The organism is Streptomyces kronopolitis, assembly GCF_050953795.1.
Taxonomy (GTDB): domain Bacteria; phylum Actinomycetota; class Actinomycetes; order Streptomycetales; family Streptomycetaceae; genus Streptomyces; species Streptomyces kronopolitis_A.
The window spans coordinates 5,571,939-5,597,750 of sequence record NZ_CP191850.1; the positions used below are offsets into that span (position 1 = coordinate 5,571,939).

Consider the following 25,812-nt stretch of genomic DNA (forward strand, 5'->3'; position numbering starts at 1 on the left):
TCTCCGCTATGAGCCGTTCCGCGCATCCCGCAGGGCCCCGGCACGCCGACGTGCTGCCCGAGGGGCATTACGCAGGCCCGCCCGCCGATCTCAACTCTCTCGACCCGCGCGTCTGGTCCCGTACGGTCCGGCGCAACGCCGACGGTGTGGTCACCGTCGGCGGGCTGGACGTCACCGCGCTCGCCGAGGAGTTCGGCACGCCGGCGTACTTCCTGGACGAGGACGACTTCCGGGCGCGCTGCCGGGCCTGGAAGGACGCCTTCGGGGCGGAGGCGGACGTCTTCTACGCCGGGAAGGCCTTCCTGTCGCGGGCGATCGTGCGGTGGCTGAACGAGGAAGGGCTGCACCTCGACGTCTGCTCGGGCGGCGAGCTGGCCACGGCGCTGGACGCGGGCATGCCGGCCGAGCGGATCGCGCTGCACGGCAACAACAAGAGCACCGAGGAGATCACCCGGGCCGTGGAGGCGGGGGTCGGGCGGATCGTGCTCGACTCGTTCCAGGAGATCGTCCGGGTCGCGCACATCGCGGAGCGGCTGGGCCGGCGCCAGCGGGTGCAGATCCGGGTCACGGTCGGTGTCGAGGCGCACACGCACGAATTCATCGCGACCGCGCACGAGGACCAGAAGTTCGGCATCGCGCTGGCGGGCGGGCAGGCGGCCGAGGCCGTACGGCGCGCGCTCAAGCTGGACGGGCTGGAACTCATCGGAATTCACAGCCATATCGGATCGCAGATTTTCGATATGGCCGGATTCGAGGTTTCCGCCCGCCGCGTCGTGCAATTGCTGACCGAGGTCCGCGACGAGCACGGCGTCGAGCTGCCCGAGATCGACCTGGGCGGCGGCCTGGGGATCGCCTACACCTCGGACGACGACCCGCGCGAGCCGCACGAGATCGCGGCGGCGCTGGGCGACATCGTGCGCCGCGAGTGCGCGGCGGCGGGACTCGCGGTGCCGCGGCTGTCGGTCGAGCCGGGCCGGGCGATCGTCGGGCCGACGGCGTTCACGCTGTACGAGGTCGGCACGGTCAAGGAGCTGGAGGGCCTGCGGACGTATGTGTCCGTGGACGGCGGGATGTCGGACAACATCCGCACCGCGCTCTACGACGCGGAGTACAGCGTGGCCCTGGTCTCGCGGACCTCCGACGCCGAGCCGATGCTGTCGCGGGTGGTCGGCAAGCACTGCGAGAGCGGGGACATCGTCGTGCGCGACGCCTTCCTGCCGGCCGATGTCGCGCCCGGGGACCTGCTCGCGGTGCCGGCCACCGGTGCGTACTGCCGTTCCATGGCGAGCAACTACAACCACTCGCTGCGGCCGCCGGTCGTAGCTGTCAGGGACGGTGTGGCCAGGGTGATCGTCCGGCGGGAGACCGAGGAAGATCTCCTGCGCCTGGACGTCGGCTAGGCCAGATCGCCGGGCCCCGCCCCGGGATGAAATAAATGTCTCGGTATCCGGACGACGGACGGAATTCGCCGTCCGGTGCGTGAGACTGGTGCATGAGCAACCGATAATCGCCGATCGATGAGAAGCAGGGGTCGAATGATGCGTACGCGTCCGTTGAAGGTGGCGCTCCTGGGCTGTGGAGTTGTCGGCTCAGAGGTGGCGCGCATCATGACGACGCACGCCGACGACCTCGCCGCCCGTATCGGCGCGCCCGTGGAACTCGCCGGGATCGCCGTCCGCCGCCCGGACCGGGTGCGCGAGGGCGTCCCGGCCGAGCTGGTCACCACCGATGCCACCGCGCTGGTCAAACGCGGCGACATTGATGTCGTGATCGAGGTGATCGGCGGTATCGAGCCGGCCCGCACGCTCATCACCACCGCCTTCGAGCACGGCGCGAGCGTGGTCTCCGCCAACAAGGCGCTGGTCGCCGCGGACGGTGCGGCGCTGCACGCGGCGGCCGAGGCCAACGGCGCGGACCTCTACTACGAGGCCGCCGTCGCCGGCGCGATCCCGCTGGTGCGGCCGCTGCGCGAGTCGCTGGCCGGCGACAAGGTCAACCGGGTGCTCGGCATCGTCAACGGCACCACCAATTTCATTCTCGACAAGATGGATTCGACCGGCGCCGGCTACAGCGAGGCGCTGGACGAGGCCACCGCGCTGGGCTACGCCGAGGCCGACCCGACCGCCGACGTCGAGGGCTTCGACGCCGCCGCCAAGGCCGCGATCCTGGCCGGAATCGCCTTCCACACCCGGGTGACCATCGACGACGTGCACCGCGAGGGCCTCACCGAGGTCACCGCGGCCGACATCGCCTCCGCCCAGCGCATGGGGTGCACGGTCAAGCTGCTGGCGATCTGCGAGCGGGCCGCGGACGGCGCTTCCGTCACCGCGCGGGTGCATCCCGCGATGATCCCGCTGACGCATCCGCTCGCCTCCGTCCGCGAGGCGTACAACGCGGTCTTCATCGAGGCCGACGCGGCCGGCCAGCTGATGTTCTACGGACCGGGCGCGGGGGGCTCGCCGACCGCCTCCGCGGTCCTCGGCGACCTCGTGGCGGTCTGCCGCAACAAGCTCTCCGGCACCACCGGGCCCGGCGAGTCCGCCTACACACGGCTGCCCGTCAGCCCCATGGGCGCGGTCATCACGCGGTACCACATCAGCCTCGACGTGGCCGACAAGCCCGGTGTACTCGCGCAGGTCGCGACCATCTTCGCCGAACACGGCGTATCGATCGATACGGTCCGTCAGCAGGGCAAGGACGGCGAGGCATCGCTCGTCATCGTCACCCACCGGGCGGCGGACGCGGCCCTGTCGTCGACCGTCGTGGCACTGCGCGAGCTCGACACCGTCCGCGGTGTCGCCAGCATCATGCGGGTCGAAGGGGAGTAGAGGAACCCATGTCAGCCAATTCCACCGTGACCACGACGAGCAGTCAGTGGCGCGGAATCATCGAGGAATACCGCGACCGGCTCCCGGTCAGCGACACGACCGAGGCCGTCACCCTCCGGGAGGGCGGCACCCCCCTCGTACCGGCCCAGGTCCTCTCCGAGCGCACCGGATGCGAGGTGCACCTCAAGGTCGAGGGCGCCAACCCCACCGGTTCCTTCAAGGACCGCGGCATGACGATGGCCATCACCCGTGCCAAGGAGGAGGGCGCCAAGGCGGTCATCTGTGCCTCCACGGGCAACACCTCCGCCTCGGCCGCCGCCTACGCGGTCCGCGCGGGCATGGTCTGCGCGGTGCTCGTCCCGCAGGGCAAGATCGCGCTCGGCAAGATGGGCCAGGCGCTGGTCCACGGCGCGAAGATCCTCCAGGTCGACGGAAACTTCGACGACTGTCTGACGCTGGCCCGCCGGCTCTCCGACAACTACCCCGTCGCACTCGTGAACTCCGTGAACCCGGTGCGCATCGAGGGCCAGAAGACCGCGGCCTTCGAAATCGTCGACATGCTCGACGACGCCCCCGACATCCATGTGCTGCCGGTCGGCAACGCCGGCAACATCACCGCGTACTGGCGGGGCTACCAGGAGTACGCGGCCGACGGCATCGCCTCCCGCACCCCGCGCATGTGGGGCTTCCAGGCCTCCGGCAGCGCCCCGATCGTGCGCGGCGAGGTCGTGAAGGACCCGACGACCATCGCCACCGCCATCCGCATCGGAAACCCCGCCTCGTGGGCGAACGCCGAGCGGGCGCGGGACGAGTCCGGCGGCTTCATCGACGACGTGACCGACCGTCAAATCCTGTCCGCCTACCGCCTGTTGGCCGCGCAGGAGGGCGTCTTCGTGGAGCCCGCCTCGGCCGCGTCGGTGGCCGGTCTGCTCAAGGCCGCCGCGGAGGGCAAGGTCGACCCCGGCCAGCGCATCGTCTGCACGGTCACCGGCAACGGCCTCAAGGACCCGGACTGGGCGGTGGCCGGCGCGCCGCAGCCGGTGACGGTCCCGATCGACGCGGACGCCGCCGCCGAGCGCCTCGGCCTCGTCTAGGACGCCGTCGTACGGGCGGGGCCGCCCGTACGGCACCCGGTGGCGGGACGCGATGTGCGTCCCGTCACCTCCGCACGGCGCGCAGATGCGCAGCGGCAAAGTCAGCAATGCCGCAAAGTCGGCGAAGTCGGCGGAGGCGGCCCGGCCGGCGCGGTCTGCAAAAGGCCGCAAAGGTCGCAAAGGCCAGGGAAGGCAGCGCTGGGGCACGGGACGGTGCGCGACACGCATCGTGCGCCTCCTGTGCGCCCTATGTCGCGACAGAACCTTCCTTCGATAGGCTGGCAGCCAACTCCCCTCCCCACGGCATGACGCAGTGGTGTGCAGGGCAGGTCAGAACGGTCCCCATGAGCCGGCCGGGCGCCTCGGTGCCGCGGCGTTCCGGGGCAGTACCGCAGCATCAATCAAGGAGAGTCATCGAGCGATGGCCGGTCCCGCGTTCCGCGCCGCCGCCGTCCGGGTGCGCACCCCCGCTACCAGCGCCAATCTCGGTCCCGGCTTCGATGCCCTGGGTCTTTCCCTCGGCCTGTACGACGATGTCGTGGTGCGGGTCGCCGACTCCGGGCTGCACATCGACATCGCAGGTGAGGGCGCCGACGGCCTGCCCCGCGACGAGAGCCACCTGCTCGTACGGTCCATGCGCACCGCCTTCGAGCTGCTCGGCGGACAGCCGCGCGGCCTGGAAATCGTCTGCGCCAACCGCATTCCGCACGGCCGTGGCCTGGGGTCCTCCTCCGCCGCCATCTGCGCCGGCATCGTCGCCGCGCGCGCGGTGACGATAGGCGGCGAGCAAAAGCTCGACGACACCGCACTGCTGGAACTGGCCACCGAGATCGAGGGCCACCCCGACAATGTCGCCGCCTGCCTGCTGGGCGGATTCACGCTCGCCTGGATGGACTCCGGAACCGCACGCGCGATCCGGATGGATCCCGCCGATTCCATCGTTCCGGTGGTCTTCGTGCCCGGAAAGCCGGTGCTCACCGAGACCGCCCGCGGACTGCTGCCGCGCACCGTCCCGCATGTGGACGCCGCGGCCAACGCCGGTCGCGCCGCACTGCTCGTCGAGGCCCTGACCAGGCGCCCCGAGCTGCTGCTCGCCGCGACCGAGGACCGACTCCACCAGGAATACCGCGCTCCGGCGATGCCGGAGAGCGTGGCCCTGGTGAACCGGCTGCGCGCGGACGGCGTCCCCGCAGTCGTGTCCGGTGCGGGCCCGACGGTGCTCGCGCTGGTCGAGGACGCGGCGGCCGAGAAGGTCGCGGCACTGGCGGGCGAGGGGTGGGCGGCGAACCGTCTGGCCCTCGACGCGGCGGGCGCCTGCGTACTGCCGCTCGCCGGGTGAGCACGCAGGTGGCCGACGATTGCCGGTCTTGGAGAGGGGGAATGTTTGTTGGATCCGGTAGTGTTAACCTCAAGTCAGTACTCGACGCCTGAGCGGCGCGGTGCTTCGTGTCCCCCATCGGGACCACTTTCTTCCGGGAGCCTCCCAAATTGCTTGGCGCAATTGTCGAAACCGGCAATTTCCTGAGCGGGAGTGAGCACGCTCCGGAATCGGCGTGGTGAATGGCCACTCTGCCTCTCCTCACGCCGGCGCCATGAACTGATCTCTCCGCCATTTCCGGCGGGACCACCGCCCCGGCCCGGTGTCCACCAGACCAAGGACCCAGCCGGACAGCACAACCGGTCGCCGAGCCAGACAGGCCGACGCCCGCTCCAGGGAAGGACCCTTCGTGAGCGACACCACCGATCTGATGGGCGCGCGTACCGATGGCAGTGCCACCGCGCCCGCCACGGACGCTCCCGCTGCGCCTGCAACCACGCGGCGCCGCCGTTCCGGCACCGGCCTTGACGGCATGGTCCTGGCAGAGCTGCAGCAGGTCGCCTCCGGCCTCGGCATCAAGGGCACCGCGCGGATGCGCAAGAGCCAGCTGATCGAGGTCATCAAGGAGAAGCAGGCCACCGGCCCGGGCTCCGGTGCCAAGGCCGACGCGTCCGCCGACACCGAGACCAAGCCCAAGCGCCGTACGACCTCCAAGGCCCGTACCGGCGACGACGGCACGGAGCAGGCCGCCGGCAAGGCGGCCGCGTCCGACAAGGGCGCCAAGGCCGCCGAGAAGGCCGGGGCCCAGCAGCAGATCGACATCCCCGGCCAGCCTGTCAGCGACGAGCAGCCGGCCGGCGAGCGCCGCCGGCGCCGCGCCACGGCCGCCGCGGGCAGCCCCGAGGCCGTCTCCGGCGACCTCAAGACCGACACCAAGGTCGAGGCGAAGACCGACACCCGCACCGACTCCAGGACCGACACCGCCGTCTCCCCCCAGGAGACGGGCGAGGGCCGTCCGGGCAAGGGTGAGCGCCAGGAGCGCGGGGACCGCCAGGACCGCGGCCAGAAGGGCGACCGCGGGGACCGCGGCCAGCGCCAGCGCGACCGCGGCGACCGCCGCAAGGGCGACGCCGGCGACGGCGGCCAGGGCGGTCAGGGCGGCGGCCAGGGCGGCCAGCGCCAGCGCGACCGCCGCAATGACAACGACGACGACGACTTCGAGGGCGGCCGCCGGGGCCGTCGCGGCCGCTACCGCGACCGCCGCGGCCGTCGCGGGGGCCGCGAGGACTTCGGCAACGAGCCGCAGGTCTCCGAGGACGACGTCCTGATCCCCGTCGCGGGCATCCTCGACATCCTCGACAACTACGCGTTCATCCGGACCTCCGGCTACCTGCCCGGCCCGAACGACGTGTACGTCTCGCTCGCCCAGGTCCGCAAGAACGGCCTGCGCAAGGGCGACCACGTCACCGGCGCGGTCCGCCAGCCCAAGGACGGCGAGCGGCGCGAGAAGTTCAACGCGCTGGTCCGCCTCGACACGGTCAACAGCGTGGCGCCCGAACAGGGCCGCGGGCGGCCGGAGTTCGGGAAGCTGACGCCCCTTTACCCGCAGGAGCGACTGCGCCTGGAGGGTGAGTCGGGCGGGCTGACGACCCGGATCATCGATCTGGTCACCCCGATCGGCAAGGGCCAGCGCGGTCTGATCGTGGCCCCGCCGAAGACCGGCAAGACCATGATCATGCAGGCGATCGCCAACTCGATCACCCGCAACAACCCCGAGTGCCACCTGATGGTCGTCCTCGTCGACGAGCGTCCCGAAGAGGTCACCGACATGCAGCGGTCGGTCAAGGGCGAGGTCATCTCCTCGACCTTCGACCGCCCGGCCGAGGACCACACCACCGTCGCGGAGCTGGCCATCGAGCGCGCCAAGCGCCTGGTGGAGCTGGGCCACGACGTGGTCGTCCTGCTGGACTCGATCACCCGTCTGGGACGTGCGTACAACCTGGCGGCCCCGGCCTCCGGCCGCATCCTGTCCGGTGGTGTCGACTCGACCGCGCTCTACCCGCCGAAGCGCTTCTTCGGCGCCGCGCGCAACATCGAGGACGGCGGCTCGCTGACCATCCTGGCCACCGCGCTGGTCGAGACCGGCTCGCGGATGGACGAGGTGATCTTCGAGGAGTTCAAGGGCACCGGCAACCTGGAGCTCAAGCTCGACCGCAAGCTCTCGGACAAGCGCATCTTCCCGGCGGTGGACGTGGACGCGTCCAGCACCCGTAAGGAAGAGATCCTGATGGGCAGCGACGAGCTGGCCGTCGTGTGGAAGCTGCGCCGGGTGCTGCACGCCCTGGACCAGCAGCAGGCCATCGAGCTGCTGCTGGACAAGATGAAGCAGACGAAGTCCAACGCGGAGTTCCTGCTCCAGATCCAGAAGACGACGCCGACCACGGGCAACGGCAACGACTGACGCCCGCGGGCGCGTCCGCGCCGTCCCCGGAGCCCCCCTCGCCGCTGTGGCGAGGGGGGCTCCGTGTTGTCCGCCGCCTTGGCCGGGCGGCAGGGGGCGCACTGTGACCTGCGCCCCGTCCGGCCGGGTCCGCGGACGCCTGGTTTGAGACGTTCCGCACAGATCCACTGCCCTCCGCGCGGTTTCGGCCACGGGGGAAATCGGGACGAAAGGCCAGGTGGGAAGGACGAAGGTCCCGGGCAGGCGGATCTTGCCGCCGCCGCTTTCTAAGAAAGCGCTCATGACTCGCTGTGCAACCCTTCCCGTCGACCTCCCGTCTGACAGGGCGCACCGGGCATGACAGCGCGCTGTCCGGTGGCGGCGGGGCGCAGCCGAGCGAACGAGGACTGAGGAGCAGATGGCGGACAGCAACGGGACCGCGAAGACGGCCGAAAGCCGTGCCCGCGGCATACGGGCCACGGGCCGTCGGCGCAAAGGGCCCACCCGACGCCGCCGGATAGTGACCATCACCCTGTGCGCGGCGGTCAGCGTCGTGCTGCTGGGTGGTGCCGCGCTCGGCTACGTCTACTTCAAGCTCAACGGCAATCTCAAGGGCGTCGACATCAACTCCGCCCTCGGGCACGACCGGCCGAAGAACGTCGACAACGGCTCGATGGACATCCTCGTGATGGGCTCCGACTCCCGGGCCGGCAAGAACGGGGAGTACGGCAAGGACGAGGGCGGCGCGCGCTCCGACACGGCGATGATCGTGCACGTCTACAAGGGCCGCAAGAAGGCCAGCGTGGTGAGCATCCCGCGCGACACCCTGGTCAAGCGCCCGGACTGCACCAGCAACGGCAAGGACGTCCCCGGGCAGGAGCGGGCGATGTTCAACACCGCGTTCGAGGTCGGCGGTCCGGCCTGTGCCGTGAAGACCGTCGAGTCGATCAGCGGGGTCCGGATGGACCACTTCATCGAGGTCGACTTCACCGGCTTCAAGAAGCTCATCGACGCGCTGGGCGGGGTGGAGGTCACCACCAAGAAGCCGATCAACGACAACAACAGCCATCTGCACCTGCCGGCCGGCACGCACACCCTCAACGGCGAGCAGTCGCTCGGCCTGGTCCGCACCCGGCACGGCGTCCCCGGCGGCGACGGCAGCGACCTGGGCCGTATCCAGCTCCAGCAGACGTTCCTGAAGGCCCTGATGAACCAGGTCAAGAACGTCGGGGTGCTCACCAACCCCACCAAGCTCTACGACATCGCCGACACGGCCACCAAGGCCATCACCACCGACACCGACCTCAACTCGGTCAGCGAGCTGACCGGACTGGCCAAGAGCCTGGGCAACATCGGGTCGGACAACATCAACATGGTGACGCTGCCGGTCACGTACGACAAGACCAACCCCGACCGGGTGGTGCCGCTGGAGAAGCAGAGCCGCCTGGTGTGGGAAGCGCTCCGGCAGGACCGGGAGATCCCCAAGTCCGCCACCAAGGGCTCGGCCGGTGACCAGGGCGGCACGGACCGGTACGTGAAGTAGCCGGACGCCGTCGCTCCGGGGGCCCGCCGGCCCGCGGAGGCGGCCCGGGAATAGTCGCGGCTCCACCCCGGTTTTGGGAGATACGGCTAGTCCTGGCAGACTGGACCGTCGGCCCCGGTTCACGTGACGCAACCCGCGACACGACCCGGAGCACTCCCGAACCTAGGAGAATCCCTTGAAGCGCGACATCCACCCGGATTACGTCGAGACCCAGGTGAGCTGCACCTGTGGCGCGTCCTTCACCACCCGCAGCACCGTCGCCGGCGGCACCATCCGCGCCGACGTCTGCTCCGAGTGCCACCCGTTCTACACGGGCAAGCAGAAGATCATGGACACGGGCGGCCGCGTGGCCCGCTTCGAGGCCCGCTTCGGCAAGGGCGCCGCTGCCAAGAAGTAGCGACCCTCAAGGCGCCGGTCTCCGGTCGCCCCTGCTCAGGGGTGACCGGACCGGCGTCTTTGTTTGCGTCGTCCCAGGCCCCCGGTAGTCACAGCCAGCAGAGGAACCCACGATGTTCGAGGCGGTCGAAGAACTGATCGGCGAGCACGCCGATCTCGAGAAGCGGCTGGCCGACCCCGCGGTCCACGCCGACCAGCGCGAGGCCATGCGGCTGAACAAGCGCTACGCCGAGCTGACCCCGATCATCACGACCTACCGCGGCTGGAAGCAGACCGGCGACGACATCGAGACCGCGCGCGAACTCAGCCAGGACGACCCGGAGTTCGCCGACGAGGTCAAGGAGCTCGACGCCCAGCGCGAGCAGCTGACCGAGAAGCTGCGGCTGCTGCTGGTCCCGCGCGACCCCAGCGACGACAAGGACGTCATCCTCGAGGTCAAGGCCGGCGAGGGCGGCGAGGAGTCCGCGCTGTTCGCCGGCGATCTGCTGCGGATGTATCTGCGCTACGCCGAGCGGGTCGGCTGGAAGACCGAGATCCTGGACGCCAACGAGTCCGACCTCGGCGGCTACAAGGACGTCCAGGTCGCGGTGAAGACCAAGGGCGGCAACGGCGCCACCGAGCCCGGACAGGGCGTGTGGGCGCGGCTGAAGTACGAGGGCGGGGTGCACCGCGTCCAGCGGGTGCCCGCCACCGAGTCGCAGGGCCGCATCCACACCTCCGCCGCCGGAGTGCTGGTCACGCCCGAGGCCGAGGAGGTCGAGGTCGAGATCCTGGCCAACGACCTGCGGATCGACGTCTACCGCTCCTCCGGGCCCGGCGGCCAGTCCGTCAACACCACCGACTCCGCGGTGCGCATCACGCACCTGCCCACCGGCATCGTCGTCTCCTGCCAGAACGAGAAGAGCCAGCTCCAGAACAAGGAGCAGGCGATGCGCATCCTGCGGTCGCGGCTGCTGGCCGCCGCCCAGGAGGAGGCCGAGCGCGAGGCGTCCGACGCCCGGCGCAGCCAGGTCCGCACCGTCGACCGCTCCGAGCGCATCCGGACGTACAACTTCCCGGAAAACCGCATCTCGGACCACCGGGTCGGGTTCAAGGCGTACAACTTGGACCAGGTGCTCGACGGCGAACTCGACCCGGTCATCCAGGCCTGTGTCGACGCCGACTCGGCCGCCAAGCTCGCCGCCGCCCAGTAGGACCGCACGAGCCGGTACGCACCGGCCACAGACCGCGGCCCCGGCCGGCGGACCGCACAACGAAGACGCAGCGCACTAGGAGGAAGGCCCCGTGAACCTTCTGCTCGCCGAGGTGGCCCAGGCCACCCAGCGGCTGGCCGACGCCGGTGTGCCCTCGCCGCGCTTCGACGCCGAGGAACTGGCCGCGTTCGTGCACGCCGTCAAACGGGGTGAGCTGCACCACGTCAAGGACGCCGACTTCGACGCCCGCTACTGGGAGGCCGTCGCCCGCCGCGAGGCCCGCGAGCCGCTCCAGCACATCACCGGACGCGCGTTCTTCCGCTACCTCGAACTCGCCGTCGGGCCAGGGGTGTTCGTGCCCCGCCCGGAGACCGAGTCGGTGGTCGGCTGGGCGATAGACGCGGTACGGGCCATGGACGTCGTCGAGCCGCTGATCGTCGACCTGTGCACCGGCTCGGGAGCCATCGCGCTGGCCCTGGCCCAGGAGGTGCCCCGCTCGCGGGTGCACGCCGTGGAGCTGTCCGAGCAGGCCCTGGACTACGCCCGCAAGAACGTCGAGGGGTCCCGCGTCGTTCTCCATCACGGCGACGCGCTGACCGCGCTTCCCGAACTGGACGGGCAGGTCGACCTGGTCGTCTCCAACCCGCCGTACATCCCGCTGACCGAGTGGGAGTACGTCGCACCCGAGGCCCGCGACCACGACCCCGAGCTCGCGCTGTTCTCGGGCCAGGACGGCCTGGACACCATCCGTGGCATCGAGCGGACCGCACACCGCCTGCTGCGGCCCGGCGGCGTGGTCGTCATCGAGCACGCCGACACCCAGGGCGGACAGGTTCCGTGGATCTTCACCGAGGAGCGGGGCTGGGCCGACGCGGCCGACCACCCGGACCTCAACAACAGGCCCCGTTTCGCCACCGCCCGCCGGGCGACGCCATGACGCGTCCCGCCCCGGCGCCGGCGGCCGACGCAACCGAAGTTTTCGTTTCGCACGAGGAGGTCCCGTAATGGCACGGCGATACGACTGCAGCGACGCGACCGACCGCACCACCGGTCTGCGCGAGGCCGCCTCGGCCGTCCGCCGCGGTGAGCTGGTCGTGCTGCCGACCGACACCGTCTACGGCATCGGCGCGGACGCCTTCAGCGCCGAGGCCGTCGGCGACCTGCTGGAGGCCAAGGGCCGCGGCCGCGGGATGCCCTCCCCGGTCCTGGTCGGGTCCCCCAACACCCTGCACGGCCTGGTCACCGACTTCTCCGAGCAGGCCTGGGAGCTGGTCGACGCCTTCTGGCCCGGCGCGCTCACCCTCGTCGCCAAGCACCAGCCGTCGCTGACCTGGGACCTCGGCGAGACCCGCGGCACGGTCGCGGTACGGATGCCGCTGCACCCCGTCGCGATCGAGCTGCTGACCGAGTTCGGCCCGATGGCCGTCTCCAGCGCCAACCTCACCGGCCACCCGTCCCCGCAGGACTGCGACGCCGCCCAGGAGATGCTGGGCGACTCGGTCTCCGTCTACCTCGACGGCGGCCCGACGCCGGCCGCCGTGCCGTCCTCGATCGTCGATGTCACCGGCAAGACCCCGGTGCTGCTGCGCGCGGGCGCGATCAGCGCGGAAGAGCTGCGCAAGGTGGTACCCGAGCTCGAGGTGGCCAATTGATGGCGCCCCTCGGGCGTGGCATAGCGGGACCAGGCGACGGCTCTCTCCCCTCCGCATCCCCTTTCCGGATCCTCCACGTCAGCACCGGCAACGTGTGCCGCTCACCGATCACCGAGCGGCTGCACCGCCATGCCCTGGAACTGCGGCTGGGCGCGGCCCGCAGCGGCGGGCTGCTGGTGGAGAGCGCCGGCACCTGGGGCCACGAAGGCGCCCCCATGGAGACCCACGCCGCGACGGTGCTCACCGACTACGGCGCGGACCCGGACGGCTTCCTGGGCCGTGAGCTGCTCGACGAGCACGTCATCCGCGCCGACCTGGTGCTCACCGCCACCCGCGACCACCGCGCCCAGGTCATCTCGATGGGCCACTCCGCGGGACTGCGCACCTTCACCCTCAAGGAGTTCAACCGCCTGGTGCGGGCCATAGACCCCGCCACGCTGCCCGAGCCCGACCCGCGCCTGCCGGACGGCGGGCTGGTCGAGCGCGCCCGGGCACTGGTCGGCGCCGCCGCGGCGCTGCGCGGCTGGCTGCTGGCGCCCAACCCGGAGTCCGACGAGGTCTACGACCCCTACGGCGCCCCCATCACCTTCTTCCGCTCCATCGGCGACGAGATCAACCAGGCCCTCGACCCGGTCGTCACCGCCCTCACGGGACTCCCGGCGCGGGCCTGACGCCCCGGGGCGCGCCGGTGGCCCCTGTGGCCCGCACACCGCGCCCGATCGCCCCGCCGCGCCTACATTGGGACTACGTCCCCGTACGAGGCCCGGAGCAAGCGATGCCTGCCACCACCGCGTCACCCCGCAGCGAGAGCCCGGACGCCCCTTCCCGGACCACCGGGCAGGCCGCCGCCGACCCCTCCGAGACCCTCGCGGACCGTGCCCGGGCCGCCGCCGCGGACGCCGTCACCCGGCCGGCCGGCTCCCCGGACTTCGCCGCCCTGCTGCGCCAGGACCCCGAGATCGCCGGCGTCCTGCTCGGCGAGAGCGCCCGGCAGAGCGACGGACTCCAGCTGATCGCCGCCGAGAACTTCACCTCACCGGCCGTCCTCGCAGCCCTCGGCTCCCCGCTGGGCAACAAGTACGCCGAGGGCTACCCGGGCGCCCGGCACCACGGCGGCTGCGAGATCGTCGACCTCGCCGAGCGGATCGCCGTGGAGCGCGCCAAGGCCCTGTTCGGCGCCGAACACGCCAACGTCCAGGCCCACTCCGGGTCTTCGGCCGTCCTGGCCGCCTACGCCGCCCTGCTGCGCCCCGGTGACACCGTCCTTGCCATGTCCCTCCCGCACGGCGGACACCTCACCCACGGCTCGCCCGCCAACTTCTCCGGCCGCTGGTTCGACTTCGCCGGCTACGGCGTCGACGAGGAGACCGGACTCCTCGACTACGACGCGATCCGCGAGCTGGCCCGCGGCCGCCGCCCCAAGGCCATCGTCTGCGGCTCGATCTCCTACCCCCGGCACCCCGACTACGCCGCCTTCCGGGACATCGCCGACGAGACCGGCGCCTATCTGATCGCCGACGTCGCCCATCCGCTCGGGCTGATCGCCGGGGGAGCGGCCCCCAGTCCCGTCCCGTACGCCGATGTGGTGTGTGCAACCACACACAAGGTGCTGCGCGGGCCGCGCGGCGGGCTGATCCTGTGCGGCGCCGGGCTGGCCGAGCGCATCGACCGCGCGGTGTTCCCGTTCACCCAGGGCGGCGCGCAGATGAACGCCGTCGCCGCCAAGGCCGTGGCCTTCGCGGAGGCCGCCACACCCGCCTTCGCCGCGTACGCCCACCAGGTCACGGCCAATGCCCGCGCGCTCGCCGAGGCGCTGGCCGGACACGGTCTGACGGTCACCACCGGCGGCACCGACACCCACCTGATCACCACCGACACGGCCCCGCTGGGCCAGGACGCGCGCACCGCCCGGGGCCGGCTGGCGGCCGCCGGGATCGTCCTGGACACCTGCGCGCTGCCCTGCGCCGAGGAGCCGGCGAGGGGCCGGACCGGCCTCCGGCTGGGCACCGCCGCGGTGACCACCCAGGGGATGGGCGAGGCGGAGATGACGCAGGTCGCGAAGCTGATCGTGGCGGCGCTGGAGGAGGACCCGGCGGCCCGCTCCGGCACTGTCGCTCTGGTCCGCGGCTTTCCGCCGTATCCCGATCACGGGTGACGGCCGGAACGGAACCGTACGCCGGGTGTCCTGCGTCTTCCCGTGTATTCACGGCTGTATCCACGACTGCATTCACGACCGAGGGGCCGACGCGCATAGGGTGTGGGGCTGTGATGGCCAGCTATACCGATGGGGCAGCCCGTGCGTGAATACCTGCTGACGCTGTGCGTCACGGCCGCGGTGACCTACCTGCTGACGGGGCCGGTGCGGAAGTTCGCGATCGCGGCCGGTGCGATGCCGGAGATCCGCGCCCGCGACGTGCACCGTGAGCCGACCCCGCGGCTCGGCGGGATCGCCATGTTCGGCGGGCTGTGCGCCGGTCTGCTGGTGGCCTCGCACCTGACCAACCTCAAGAGCGTCTTCGAGAACTCCAACGAGCCGCGGGCGCTGCTCTCGGGCGCCGCGCTGATCTGGATCCTCGGCGTCCTGGACGACAAGTGGGGCGTGGACGCGCTGGTCAAGCTCGGCGGCCAGATGATCGCCGCGGGCGTGATGGTCCTCCAGGGCCTGACGATCCTGTGGATCCCCATCCCCGGCGTCGGCACGGTCTCGCTGACGCCGATGCAGGGCACGCTGCTGACCGTCGCCCTGGTCGTCATCACCATCAACGCGGTGAACTTCGTGGACGGGCTGGACGGCCTCGCCTCCGGCATGGTGTGCATCGCCGCCGCGGCGTTCTTCATGTACGCCTACCGGATGTGGTTCGGCTACGGCATCGAGGCGGCCGCGCCCGCAACGCTGTTCTCGGTCGTTCTGATGGGCATGTGCCTGGGCTTCCTGCCGCACAACATGCACCCGGCGCGGATCTTCATGGGCGACTCCGGCTCGATGCTGATCGGCCTGGTGATGGCCGCCGGCGCGGTCTCGGTGACCGGCCAGGTCGACCCGGACCTGCTCTACCTGAAGGCCGGCGGTCTGCGCGAGGCGACCCATGCGATGGTGCCCGTCTACATCCCGCTGCTGCTGCCGCTGACGGTCATCGCGGTACCGGTCGCCGACCTGATCCTGGCGATCGTGCGGCGTACGTGGAAGGGCCAGTCGCCGTTCGCCGCCGACCGCGGCCACCTGCACCACCGGCTGCTGGAGATCGGCCACTCGCACAGCCGGGCGGTGCTGATCATGTACTTCTGGTCGGCGCTGATCGCCTTCGGCGCGGTCGCCTACTCCGCGAACAACGCCAGCATGTGGATCGTGCTGGGCATCGTCCTGCTGAGCGCGTTCGGTCTGGTGCTGCTCCTGCTGCCGCGCTTCACCCCGCGTGCGCCGCAGTGGGCGGAGCGCATGGTGCCGCCGCGCTACCGCCGGCTGGCCCGCGCGGTGGTGGACCCGGCCGGTGCGGCCGCGGAGGCCGAGGCCGCCGCCGCGGAGGAGGAGCGGGAGCCGGTCCCGGCGGGCATCAACGGTGCCACGGCGATCGGCGACCGGTCACGCTTCGTGGACCGCCGAAAGGCGAACAGTCACCGCTGATCCCGGCATCTTGTCACTCGAACGTGCGTCAGGAATCGGGAGAGTTGGCCCCATACCAGACAAAAATCGAGCTGTCAGTGCACCAACGCGCAGGTTCACGCTCAGGTGTGACAGGGTCCACACGAACCAGGTAAAGACCTCATCAAATAGTTTGTGATACCGTTCACGAAACCCGGCGACAGAGCCGGAGGGCCCTAGTGCGACGGCCCTCGGGCCTCAGGTTCCGCCTCAAGGCCGGGTCTACGCTCGTCCCTGACGAACACACCCCCATTTTTTGCCGGAGCGCCGCCATGCAGTCGAATGACGCCCGACTACTTCTTCACGCCCTTGTGCCCACGCTCGCCCTCGGTGCTGTCGCCGTTGGCGTGAGCGTCGCGGTCGCAGGCGCGAAAGGAGCGCTCGGCGCCGTCATCGGCACCCTGCTGGTGGCGCTCGTCATGGGGGCCGGTCTGCTGGTCCTGCAGAAGACCGCAAAGAGCCTTCCGCAGCTGTTCCAGATGATGGGGCTGCTGCTCTACACGACGCAGATCCTGTTCGTGCTGGTGTTCCTGATCGTCTTCAAGGACACAACGCTCTTCGACACCAAGGCATTTGCGTTCACCTTGCTCGGCGCCACCCTCGTATGGATCGCGGCCCAGACCCACGGTCATATGAAGGCGAAGACTCTGTACGTGGAACCCGACTCCGCCGGGACGAAGAAGGCGGAGACGGCGGGGTCGCCGACGTGACACGTAGGGCCGAGATAAATGCCCACAAGCGGGCCTGCTATCGTCCGGTGCCAACTGCGGCGCAGATGGCGCAGGCGGCTGAGCTCCCGGGTTCCACTCGCTGGAACGGGCAGTTCTCGCGGCCGATGCCTGTGATGTGGCCGGGCCCAGCGCCTGCCAGCCGCCCCCTAATCCGTAAGACCAGTCCAGTGCCGCTCCGTGGCTCAACGCCGCGCCGACACAACGAGGTTGCCGTACCCATGCGCCACGCTGAAGGAGCCCGCGGTGAGTGCTGAAACGATGCTCGCCTTCGACACGGAGTGCCACCTCTTCATTCCGGGGTGTGGCTTCGAGGCCCCGGGCCTTCATTCGTTCGTATTCGAACCCCTCTTCACCATCGGTGGCTACGAGTTCAACAAGCCGATGCTGCTGGCGTTCCTCAGCACGATCGTGGTGGTGGGGTTCTTCTGGGCCGCATTCGGCCGGGCCAAGGTCGTGCCCGGAAAGCTGCAGATGATCGGCGAGGCGGGCTACGACTTCGTGCGCCGCGGGCTCGTCTATGACGCGCTGGGGAAAAGGGAGGGTGACAAGTACGTCCCCTTCATGGTCTCGCTGTTCTTCTTCGTGTGGATGATGAACCTCTGGTCGATCATCCCGGTCATGGCGTTCCCGGTGACGTCGGTCATCGCGTTCCCGGTGGGCATGGCCCTGATCGTCTACGTCCTGTGGATGTACCTGACGTTCAAGAAGCAGGGCTTCGTCGGAGGCCTGAAGAACATCTCCGGCTATGACAAGTCGCTCGGCTGGGTGCTGCCGCTGATCATGGTGCTCGAGCTGCTCCAGCACCTGATCATCCGCCCGTTCACGCACGCGGTCCGGCTCTTCGCGAACATGTTCGCGGGTCACCTGCTGATCCTGCTGTTCACCATCGCGAGCTGGTACATGCTGAACGGCGTCGGCATCGTCTACGCGGGGGCGTCCTTCGTGATGACCATCGTGATGACCGCCTTCGAGCTCTTCATCCAGGCCGTCCAGGCGTATGTCTTCGTCCTCCTGGCCTGCAACTACGTCCAGGGCGCGCTCGCCGAGCACCACTGAGCACCCCTCTCCCAGCCCAACAGCTGTCCGGTGGCCAACCCCCACCGGTACGTGAAATGAGAAGGAAGTAACGGCATGTCCGCTGCTCTCGAAATGGTCAACCTCGCCGCCGGCTCCGCCAAGACCAACGTCGTCGGCAACGTCGCCTCGATCGGTTACGGCCTCGCCGCGATCGGCCCCGGCGTCGGCGTCGGCATCATCTTCGGTAACGGCACCCAGGCCCTGGCCCGTCAGCCCGAGGCGGCCGGCCTGATCCGCACCAACCAGATCATGGGTTTCGCCTTCTGTGAGGCGCTCGCCCTGATCGGCATCGTCATGGGCTTCGTTTACCAGTAAACGAACCGCATCGACTATCCATTCAGACGGAAGGCACTGATGTGAACGCCCTGGCGAACATGGCGGCGGAGGTTCCCGAGAACCCCCTGATCCCGCCGATTCCAGAGCTGGTCATCGGCCTGATCGCTTTCTTCATCGTCTTCGGCTTCCTGGCCAAGAAGCTCCTCCCGAACATCAACAAGGTTCTGGACGAGCGCCGGAAGCAGATCGAAGGCCGCATTGAGGAGGCCGAGGCGACCCAGGCCGAGGCTCAGCAGGTGCTCGCGGACTACCGGGCCCAGCTGGCCGACGCCCGCCACGAGGCCGCGCGTCTGCGCCAGGAGGCGCAGGAGCAGGGCGCGACGCTCATCGCTGAGATGCGCGCCGAGGGCCAGCGGCAGCGTGAGGACATCATCGCTGCCGGTCACGCCCAGATCGAGGCTGACCGCAAGCAGGCTGCGCTGTCGCTGCGCCAGGACGTGGGCAAGCTCGCCACCGAACTGGCCGGCAAGCTCGTCGGCGAGTCCCTCGAGGACGCCGCCCGGCAGAGCCGGACCATCGACCGCTTCCTCGACGAGGTCGAGGCCAAGGCGGCGTCGGACACGACGAAGGCTGAGGCCGGCCGATGAACGGAGCGAGCCGCGAGGCACTCGCCTCCGCACGCGAGCGTTTCGACGCGCTGACGGACAACACCTCCGTCGACGCGGCGAAGCTCGCCGAGGAGCTTGCTGCCGTCACCGCTCTGCTCGACCGCGAGGTGTCGCTGCGTCGGGTCCTGACCGACCCGGCGCAGGCCGGTGAGGCCCGCGCCGAACTGGCCGGACGGCTGCTCGGCAGCCGGGTCGGCGGTCCGGCCGCCGACCTGGTGGCCGGCATGGTCCGCTCCCGCTGGTCGCGCTCGCGTGACCTGACGGACGCGCTCGAGGAGCTGGCCTACAGCGCCGACCTCGTCGCCGCGCAGCGGGCCGGCCAGCTCGACGACGTCGAGGACGAGCTCTTCCGGTTCGGCCGCATCGTCAGCTCGAACCCCGAGCTGCGCCGTGCGCTGACCGACCGGAACGCGACGGTCGCGGCCAAGACGGACCTGCTGCACACGCTGCTGGGCGGCCGGGGCAACCAGGTCACCGAGCGTGTGGTGATCCGTCTTGTCGCACAGCCGCGGGGTCGTAGCCTGGAGGCGGGGCTCGACGCCCTCTCCAAGCTGGCGGCGAGCCGCCGGGACCGGATGGTCGCGGTGGTCACCTCCGCGGTGCCCCTCAGTGAAGGACAGCGGCAGCGCCTGGGCGCTTCCCTGGCGCAGCTGTACGGACGGCAGATCCATCTGAACCTCGACGTGGACCCCGAGGTCCTCGGCGGAGTCAAGGTGCGGATCGGCGACGAGGTCATCAACGGGACCATCGCGGACCGTCTCGACGAGGCGGCCCGGCGGATGGCCGGCTGACCCAGCCACCAACTCAAGAGCTGCACAACCGGCGGCCAGACGCCGGACCAGCCGGCCGGACCTCGAGGTCCGGCTGCGGTCCGGGACAGGCCCCGGGGACCAGCACAAGCACGACGGCGGCCCGAGTTGGGCCGTAAGCGGAAACCCCCCGGGGGACAGACCCCCGGACACCCGCAAGTAACTTCGGGCCCAACAAGGAGAGCAGGGAACCCAGATGGCGGAGCTCACGATCCGGCCGGAGGAGATCCGGGACGCGCTGGAGAACTTCGTCCAGGCGTACAAGCCGGACGCGGCCTCGCGCGAGGAGGTCGGCACGGTCAGTGATGCCGGAGACGGCATCGCGCATGTCGAGGGCCTTCCCTCGGCGATGGCGAACGAACTGCTGAAGTTCGAGGACGGCACCCTCGGTCTTGCGCTGAACCTGGAAGAGCGCGAGATCGGTGCGGTCATCCTCGGCGAGTTCAGCGGCATCGAGCAGGGCCAGCCGGTGCAGCGCACCGGCGAGGTGCTGTCGGTCGCCGTGGGCGAGGGCTACCTCGGCCGCGTCGTCGACCCGCTGGGCAACCCGATCGACGGCCTCGGCGAGATCGAGTCCGAGGGCCGCCGCGCCCTGGAGCTGCAGGCTCCGGGCGTCATGGTCCGTAAGTCGGTCCACGAGCCGATGGAGACCGGCTACAAGGCCGTCGACTCGATGGTGCCGATCGGCCGCGGCCAGCGTCAGCTGATCATCGGCGACCGCCAGACCGGCAAGACCGCCCTGGCCGTCGACACGATCATCAACCAGCGCGACAACTGGCGCTCGGGCGACCCCAAGAAGCAGGTCCGCTGCATCTACGTCGCCATCGGCCAGAAGGGCTCCACCATCGCGTCCGTGCGCGGTGCGCTGGAGGAGGCCGGCGCCCTGGAGTACACCACCATCGTCGCCGCCCCGGCGTCCGACCCGGCGGGCTTCAAGTACCTCGCGCCCTACACCGGCTCGGCCATCGGCCAGCACTGGATGTACCAGGGCAAGCACGTCCTGATCATCTTCGATGACCTCTCGAAGCAGGCCGACGCCTACCGCGCCGTGTCCCTGCTCCTGCGCCGTCCGCCGGGCCGCGAGGCCTACCCGGGCGACGTCTTCTACCTGCACTCGCGTCTGCTGGAGCGCTGCGCCAAGCTCTCCGACGAGATGGGCTCCGGCTCGATGACCGGTCTGCCGATCGTCGAGACCAAGGCGAACGACGTGTCGGCGTTCATCCCGACCAACGTCATCTCCATCACCGACGGCCAGTGCTTCCTGGAGTCGGACCTCTTCAACGCGGGCCAGCGCCCGGCGCTGAACGTCGGTATCTCCGTCTCCCGTGTCGGTGGCTCGGCCCAGCACAAGGCCATGAAGCAGGTCTCCGGCCGGCTCCGCGTGGACCTCGCCCAGTACCGCGAGCTGGAGGCCTTCGCCGCCTTCGGTTCCGACCTGGACGCGGCCTCCAAGGCGCAGCTGGAGCGCGGTAAGCGCATGACCGAGCTGCTCAAGCAGGGTCAGTACGCCCCGTACCCCACCGAGGACCAGGTCGTCTCCGTCTGGGCCGGCACCAACGGCAAGATGGACGACGTCCCGGTCGAGGACATCCGCCGCTTCGAGCGGGAGCTCCTCGACCACCTCCACCGGGAGAAGAAGGACCTGCTGACCAGCATCCGCGAGGGCGGCAAGATGTCCGATGACACCATCGGCGCGATCGCCGAGGCCGTCGACGGCTTCAAGCGGCAGTTCGAGACCTCGGACGGCAAGCTGCTCGGCGAGGACGCCCCGGCCGGCACCAGCAAGTGACGACGGAAGGGACCTGATCCATGGGAGCCAAGCTCCGGGTCTACAAGCGTCGCATCCGCTCCGTCACCGCGACCAAGAAGATCACCAGGGCGATGGAGATGATCGCCGCCTCGCGCGTCGTCAAGGCGCAGCGCAAGGTGGCGGCGTCGACGCCGTACGCGAGTGAACTGACCCGCGCGGTGACGGCGGTTGCCACGGGCTCGAACACCCAGCACCCGCTGACCACCGAGGTGGAGAACCCGACCCGCGCCGCGCTGCTGCTCATCACGAGCGACCGCGGCCTGGCCGGCGGCTACTCCGCCAACGTCATCAAGGCCGCGGAGCAGCTCACCGAGCGCCTCAAGGCCGAGGGCAAGGAGGTCGACGCCTACATCGTCGGCCGCAAGGGTGTGTCGTACTACAGCTTCCGCGAGCGCAAGGTCGTGGAGTCGTGGACCGGCTTCACCGACAGCCCGGCGTACGCGGACGCGAAGGCGATCGCCGCACCGCTGATCGAGACCGTCCAGAAGGACACCGCCGAGGGCGGCGTGGACGAACTCCACATCGTCTACACCGAGTTCGTCTCGATGATGACGCAGACGGCGCTCGACGACCGGCTGCTGCCGCTCAGCCTGGACAAGGCCGTGGCGGAGTCCGAGGAGTCGGTCAAGGGCGAAATCCTTCCGCTCTTCGACTTCGAGCCGTCGGCCGAGGACGTCCTGGACGCCCTGCTGCCGCGGTACGTCGAGTCGCGGATCTACAACGCGCTTCTGCAGGCCGCCGCCTCCAAGCACGCCGCCACGCGCCGTGCGATGAAGTCGGCGACCGACAACGCGGAAGAGCTCATCAAGTCGCTCTCGCGGCTTGCCAATGAGGCCCGACAGGCCGAAATCACCCAGGAAATCAGCGAGATCGTCGGTGGTGCCAGTGCTCTGGCCGACGCGACCGCGGGGAGTGACTGACCACTATGACCACCACTGTTGAAACGGCCGCTGCGGCAGGCGTGGCCACTGGCCGCGTCGCGCGGGTCATCGGCCCGGTCGTCGACGTGGAGTTCCCCGTCGACGCGATGCCGGAGATCTACAACGCGCTGACCGTCGAGGTCTCCGACCCGGCCGACGCCGGCAAGAAGAAGATCCTGACCCTCGAGGTAGCCCAGCACCTGGGCGAGGGCCTGGTCCGTGCGATCTCGATGCAGCCCACCGACGGCCTGGTCCGCCAGGCCTCGGTGACCGACACCGGCAACGGCATCACCGTGCCCGTCGGTGACGTCACCAAGGGCAAGGTGTTCAACACCCTCGGCGAGATCCTCAACAAGCCGGAGGCGGCTGCCGAGGTCACCGAGCGCTGGCCCATCCACCGCAAGGCGCCCGGCTTCGACCAGCTCGAGTCCAAGACCGAGATGTTCGAGACCGGCATCAAGGTCATCGACCTGCTGACCCCGTACGTCAAGGGCGGCAAGATCGGTCTGTTCGGTGGTGCCGGTGTCGGCAAGACCGTTCTGATCCAGGAAATGATCTACCGCGTGGCCAACAACCACGACGGTGTGTCGGTGTTCGCCGGTGTCGGCGAGCGCACCCGTGAGGGCAACGACCTCATCGAGGAAATGTCGGACTCCGGCGTCATCGACAAGACCGCGCTGGTCTTCGGTCAGATGGACGAGCCGCCGGGCACCCGTCTGCGCGTCGCGCTCGCCGGTCTGACCATGGCGGAGTACTTCCGCGATGTGCAGAAGCAGGACGTGCTGTTCTTCATCGACAACATCTTCCGGTACACCCAGGCCGGTTCCGAGGTGTCGACCCTGCTCGGCCGGATGCCCTCCGCGGTGGGCTACCAGCCGAACCTGGCCGACGAGATGGGTCTCCTCCAGGAGCGCATCACCTCGACCCGTGGTCACTCGATCACCTCCATGCAGGCGATCTACGTCCCCGCGGACGACCTGACCGACCCGGCGCCGGCGACCACCTTCGCCCACCTGGACGCGACCACCGTGCTGTCGCGTCCGATCTCCGAGAAGGGCATCTACCCGGCGGTCGACCCGCTGGACTCGACGTCCCGGATCCTGGACCCCCGCTACATCTCGCAGGACCACTACGACTGCGCCTCGCGCGTCAAGACGATCCTGCAGAAGTACAAGGACCTCCAGGACATCATCTCGATTCTGGGTATGGACGAGCTCGGCGAGGAGGACCGTCTCACGGTCTACCGCGCCCGGCGGATCGAGCGGTTCCTGTCGCAGAACACCCACGTGGCCAAGCAGTTCACCGGTGTGGACGGCTCGGACGTGCCGCTGGACGAGTCGATCGCGGCCTTCAACGCGATCGCCGACGGCGAGTTCGACCACTACCCGGAGCAGGCCTTCTTCATGTGCGGTGGTCTTGAGGACCTCAAGAACAACGCCAAGGAGCTGGGCGTCTCCTGACCCCGGTATCGGCCCCGGGGGCGGCCCTGGCCGCCCCCGGTGTGCACGACCACTAGTATTTGACCCAACACCTGCCGCACCAGGCAGGTGGAGACCCGAGGAGCCATCGTGGCTGAGCTGCACGTCGAGTTGGTCGCCGCGGACCGCAAGGTCTGGTCGGGCAAGGCCAGCCTGGTCGTCGCGCGCACCTCGTCGGGCGACATCGGCGTCATGCCCGGACACCAGCCGCTGCTGGGCGTGCTGCAGTCGGGCCCGGTGACGATTCGTACGACCGGCGAGAGCGGGGACGGCACCGTCGTCGCCGCGGTGCACGGCGGTTTCATCTCGTTCGCCGACAACAAGCTGTCTCTGCTCGCGGAGATCGCGGAACTGTCCGACGAGATCGATGTCCAGCGCGCGGAGCGGGCTCTGGAGCGAGCGAAGTCGGAGGCCGACGCGGCCGCCGAGCGCCGCGCCGATTCCCGGCTGCGTGCGGTGACGGGCGTTCACTGAGCCCCGGCACCGACGAGATCGATCCTCAGCCGCGGGCTGCCCGGAATACTCCGGAGCGGCCCGCGGCTGAGGCAATGCAGGTGCGTTTCCCTGCTCCCGGGCTCCGTCCGGGGGCACCCCCACCGAGGCGAGGAGGTCGGTCGAGATGGTCCTCGCTCTGCTTGTGAGCGGCGCGGTCGTGGTGGTCCTGGTGCTGCTGGGACTGTTCGTCTTCGGACTGCGACGGCGGCTCATCCAGAGGTCCGGCGGCACCTTCGACTGCAGCCTGCGCTGGAACGTGCCGGAGAAAGAGTCCGGCGGCAAGGGCTGGATCTACGGTGTGGCGCGCTACAACGGCGACCGGATCGAGTGGTTCCGGGTGTTCTCCTACGCGCCCCGGCCACGCCGGGTGCTGGAGCGCTCCGCCATCGAGGTCCTGGAGCGCCGCACCCCCCAGGGCGAGGAGGAGCTGGCGCTGCTCTCCGACTCGATCGTGCTGGCCTGCCGGCACCGCGGCACCCGCCTGGAACTGGCGATGAGCGAGGACGCCCTCACCGGCTTCCTCGCCTGGCTGGAGGCGGCCCCGCCCGGCCAGCGGGTGAACGTGGCGTGAGGCCGGGTGCGCGATCCGGGCTGCCGTGACCGTGGGTGGCCGTGATCGTGGGCGGCCGTCCCGGGAATGTTCTCCGGGCGCGCCGCGTTGAAGGCCCGAAGGGGGCGCCGGTGACCCTTACGGGATCCGTTCGGCCATCCCCTACGGCTGCTGCCCTGCGCCCTGCCCCCGCCCCGTATGCCCGTCCCCGTTGAGGCCCCCTACGGCCCCTCCACCCCCAACTCCCTCGCCAGTACGGCCGCTTGCATCCGGCTGCGCAGGTCCAGTTTGCCCAGCAGCCGGCTGACGTGTGTCTTCACGGTGGCCTCCGCCATCACCAGCCGGCGCGCGATGTCGGCGTTCGACAGTCCGTGCCCCAGGCACCCCAGTACCTCCCGCTCGCGTGGCGTCAGCGCGTCCAGGACCCCCGGATCGGGGGCCGACCCGTCCGCCGGCCGCGTCGCCGTACGGGGATCGGCGAACTCCGCGAGCAGCCGCCGGGTCACCGCCGGCGCGATCAGCCCCTCGCCGGACGCCACGGTGCGCACCGCGGTCAGCAGCGTGGCCGCGTCGCTGTCCTTGAGCAGAAAGCCCGCGGCCCCCGCCCGCAGCGCCCCGAAGACGTATTCGTCCAGGTCGAAGGTGGTCAGCACCAGCACGTCCGCGAGCTGCTCGGCGACGATCCGGCGGGTGGCGGACACCCCGTCGAGCCGGGGCATCTGGACGTCCATGAGGACCAGCGCGGGACGCAGCGTGCGGGCGAGCCGTACCGCCTCCACGCCGTCCGCGGCCTCCCCGACGACCTCGATGTCGGGGGCGGAACGCAGGATGAGGACGAGTCCGGCCCGGACGGCGGACTGGTCCTCGGCGACCAGCACCCGGATCGGTTCCGCC

The 25,812-nt window shown here is 70.1% G+C and carries 24 protein-coding genes; 23 read left to right on the forward strand and 1 reads right to left on the reverse strand.

What is annotated here, in order from left to right:
• The first annotated feature begins 8 nt into the window (after window positions 1-8).
• From lysA to ACQP17_RS24935, 23 genes are all read left to right on the forward strand, one after another.
• Complete coding sequence (gene lysA / locus ACQP17_RS24825) at window positions 9-1,400, forward strand: diaminopimelate decarboxylase (protein ID WP_433858265.1); 1,392 nt, start codon at window positions 9-11, stop codon at window positions 1,398-1,400.
• 135 nt (window positions 1,401-1,535) lie between these two features.
• Window positions 1,536-2,828, forward strand: a complete 1,293-nt coding sequence (locus ACQP17_RS24830) for a homoserine dehydrogenase (RefSeq protein WP_364877406.1) — start codon at window positions 1,536-1,538, stop codon at window positions 2,826-2,828.
• Window positions 2,829-2,836: 8 nt separating this feature from the next.
• Window positions 2,837-3,922 (forward strand): threonine synthase, encoded by a 1,086-nt coding sequence (gene thrC, locus ACQP17_RS24835; protein WP_433858266.1) that lies wholly within the window; start codon window positions 2,837-2,839, stop codon window positions 3,920-3,922.
• A 421-nt stretch (window positions 3,923-4,343) separates the two neighbouring features.
• Window positions 4,344-5,261 carry a homoserine kinase gene (thrB, locus tag ACQP17_RS24840; protein ID WP_189098971.1) on the forward strand — a complete coding sequence of 306 codons (918 nt, stop codon included), beginning with the start codon at window positions 4,344-4,346 and terminating at the stop codon, window positions 5,259-5,261.
• Between the two features lie 388 nt (window positions 5,262-5,649).
• Entirely contained in the window at window positions 5,650-7,701 is a 2,052-nt protein-coding gene (gene rho, locus ACQP17_RS24845) for a transcription termination factor Rho (RefSeq protein ID WP_433858267.1), read from the forward strand.
• A gap of 397 nt (window positions 7,702-8,098) precedes the next feature.
• Window positions 8,099-9,223, forward strand: coding sequence for an LCP family protein (locus ACQP17_RS24850; protein ID WP_433858268.1), 1,125 nt, complete (start codon window positions 8,099-8,101; stop codon window positions 9,221-9,223).
• 175 nt (window positions 9,224-9,398) lie between these two features.
• Window positions 9,399-9,620 (forward strand): 50S ribosomal protein L31, encoded by a 222-nt coding sequence (gene rpmE, locus ACQP17_RS24855; protein WP_189098965.1) that lies wholly within the window; start codon window positions 9,399-9,401, stop codon window positions 9,618-9,620.
• Between the two features lie 112 nt (window positions 9,621-9,732).
• Complete coding sequence (gene prfA, locus ACQP17_RS24860) at window positions 9,733-10,812, forward strand: peptide chain release factor 1 (protein ID WP_433858269.1); 1,080 nt, start codon at window positions 9,733-9,735, stop codon at window positions 10,810-10,812.
• A gap of 91 nt (window positions 10,813-10,903) precedes the next feature.
• Window positions 10,904-11,749 (forward strand): peptide chain release factor N(5)-glutamine methyltransferase, encoded by an 846-nt coding sequence (gene prmC, locus ACQP17_RS24865; RefSeq protein WP_189098961.1) that lies wholly within the window; start codon window positions 10,904-10,906, stop codon window positions 11,747-11,749.
• A 67-nt stretch (window positions 11,750-11,816) separates the two neighbouring features.
• A complete protein-coding gene (locus tag ACQP17_RS24870; RefSeq protein WP_364877419.1) occupies window positions 11,817-12,464 on the forward strand; it encodes an L-threonylcarbamoyladenylate synthase in 648 nt (215 codons plus the stop codon).
• Window positions 12,461-13,135, forward strand: a complete 675-nt coding sequence (locus ACQP17_RS24875) for a protein-tyrosine-phosphatase (RefSeq protein WP_433858270.1) — start codon at window positions 12,461-12,463, stop codon at window positions 13,133-13,135. The genes ACQP17_RS24870 and ACQP17_RS24875 overlap by 4 nt, the downstream gene beginning before the upstream one ends.
• Before the next feature lie 104 nt (window positions 13,136-13,239).
• Complete coding sequence (glyA, locus tag ACQP17_RS24880) at window positions 13,240-14,619, forward strand: serine hydroxymethyltransferase (protein WP_433858271.1); 1,380 nt, start codon at window positions 13,240-13,242, stop codon at window positions 14,617-14,619.
• A 129-nt stretch (window positions 14,620-14,748) separates the two neighbouring features.
• The gene (locus ACQP17_RS24885; RefSeq protein ID WP_433858272.1) at window positions 14,749-16,086 is read left to right on the forward strand and encodes an MraY family glycosyltransferase; all 1,338 of its coding nucleotides are present in this window, start codon (window positions 14,749-14,751) and stop codon (window positions 16,084-16,086) included.
• Window positions 16,087-16,376: 290 nt separating this feature from the next.
• Window positions 16,377-16,814 (forward strand): hypothetical protein, encoded by a 438-nt coding sequence (locus tag ACQP17_RS24890; RefSeq protein ID WP_433858273.1) that lies wholly within the window; start codon window positions 16,377-16,379, stop codon window positions 16,812-16,814.
• A gap of 279 nt (window positions 16,815-17,093) precedes the next feature.
• Window positions 17,094-17,891 carry a F0F1 ATP synthase subunit A gene (gene atpB / locus ACQP17_RS24895; RefSeq protein ID WP_189099090.1) on the forward strand — a complete coding sequence of 266 codons (798 nt, stop codon included), beginning with the start codon at window positions 17,094-17,096 and terminating at the stop codon, window positions 17,889-17,891.
• Window positions 17,892-17,966: 75 nt separating this feature from the next.
• Complete coding sequence (gene atpE / locus ACQP17_RS24900; RefSeq protein WP_085922929.1) at window positions 17,967-18,227, forward strand: ATP synthase F0 subunit C; 261 nt, start codon at window positions 17,967-17,969, stop codon at window positions 18,225-18,227.
• Window positions 18,228-18,268: 41 nt separating this feature from the next.
• The gene (locus ACQP17_RS24905; protein ID WP_329146405.1) at window positions 18,269-18,835 is read left to right on the forward strand and encodes a F0F1 ATP synthase subunit B; all 567 of its coding nucleotides are present in this window, start codon (window positions 18,269-18,271) and stop codon (window positions 18,833-18,835) included.
• Window positions 18,832-19,647 carry a F0F1 ATP synthase subunit delta gene (locus tag ACQP17_RS24910; protein ID WP_433858274.1) on the forward strand — a complete coding sequence of 272 codons (816 nt, stop codon included), beginning with the start codon at window positions 18,832-18,834 and terminating at the stop codon, window positions 19,645-19,647. Before ACQP17_RS24905 ends, ACQP17_RS24910 begins: the two co-directional genes overlap by 4 nt.
• A 214-nt stretch (window positions 19,648-19,861) precedes the next feature.
• Window positions 19,862-21,454: a F0F1 ATP synthase subunit alpha gene (gene atpA, locus ACQP17_RS24915; RefSeq protein ID WP_364877431.1), complete on the forward strand. Its 1,593-nt coding sequence runs from the start codon at window positions 19,862-19,864 to the stop codon at window positions 21,452-21,454.
• A 20-nt stretch (window positions 21,455-21,474) separates the two neighbouring features.
• The gene (locus tag ACQP17_RS24920; RefSeq protein WP_433858275.1) at window positions 21,475-22,395 is read left to right on the forward strand and encodes a F0F1 ATP synthase subunit gamma; all 921 of its coding nucleotides are present in this window, start codon (window positions 21,475-21,477) and stop codon (window positions 22,393-22,395) included.
• 5 nt (window positions 22,396-22,400) lie between these two features.
• On the forward strand, window positions 22,401-23,855 hold the full coding sequence (atpD, locus tag ACQP17_RS24925) for a F0F1 ATP synthase subunit beta (protein ID WP_364877436.1): 1,455 nt from the start codon (window positions 22,401-22,403) through the stop codon (window positions 23,853-23,855).
• 108 nt (window positions 23,856-23,963) lie between these two features.
• Complete coding sequence (locus ACQP17_RS24930) at window positions 23,964-24,347, forward strand: F0F1 ATP synthase subunit epsilon (protein WP_329146395.1); 384 nt, start codon at window positions 23,964-23,966, stop codon at window positions 24,345-24,347.
• Between the two features lie 145 nt (window positions 24,348-24,492).
• Window positions 24,493-24,939, forward strand: a complete 447-nt coding sequence (locus tag ACQP17_RS24935; protein WP_364877439.1) for a DUF2550 domain-containing protein — start codon at window positions 24,493-24,495, stop codon at window positions 24,937-24,939.
• A 200-nt stretch (window positions 24,940-25,139) separates the two neighbouring features.
• Here ACQP17_RS24935 and ACQP17_RS24940 read toward each other — a convergent pair whose 3' ends face one another.
• The gene (locus ACQP17_RS24940) at window positions 25,140-25,802 is read right to left on the reverse strand and encodes a response regulator (RefSeq protein ID WP_433860001.1); all 663 of its coding nucleotides are present in this window, start codon (window positions 25,800-25,802) and stop codon (window positions 25,140-25,142) included.
• Window positions 25,803-25,812 lie beyond the last annotated feature (10 nt).